Source organism: Pantoea sp. E956-1, from assembly GCF_982223955.1.
Window position 1 is genome coordinate 1 of record NZ_CEUYZP010000110.1, and the last position, 387, is coordinate 387.

Genomic DNA, 387 nt, shown 5'->3' on the forward strand with positions numbered 1-387 from the left:
CTAGCAGACGGCCGATGCCGTGAATGGGTAGGACATGATCCGGCTGCAGAACGTTCAGTGCAGCCTGGGGCATGGTGGCGACTTGTGCATCATCGGGGTCTTGAACAATGGTCAAGCCGCCGCAGCGCTTGACGCAGGCCAGACCGCGCGCGCCATCCTGATTGGCGCCGGTCAGCAGCACGGCGGCGAGTGTCTCGCCGTAAACGTCAGCGGCCGATTCAAACAGGTAATCAATAGACGGCCGCGAATGATGTACGCGGTCCTCCAGGCTCAGCGACAGGCTGCGATCCGCTTCGACCGACAAGTGATAACCGGGCGTGGCGAAATATACCGTGCCGGCTTCAATGTCCTGCTTGTCTTCAGCTTCCTTGACCGGCATCGCCACAC

The 387-nt window shown here is 61.0% G+C and carries 1 protein-coding gene; it reads right to left on the bottom strand.

The window, feature by feature from the left end; translation table 11 throughout:
• A partial coding sequence (locus tag AC0T7J_RS25500; protein WP_473798613.1) for a chemotaxis protein CheB occupies positions 1–387 on the bottom strand: 387 nt, incomplete at both ends.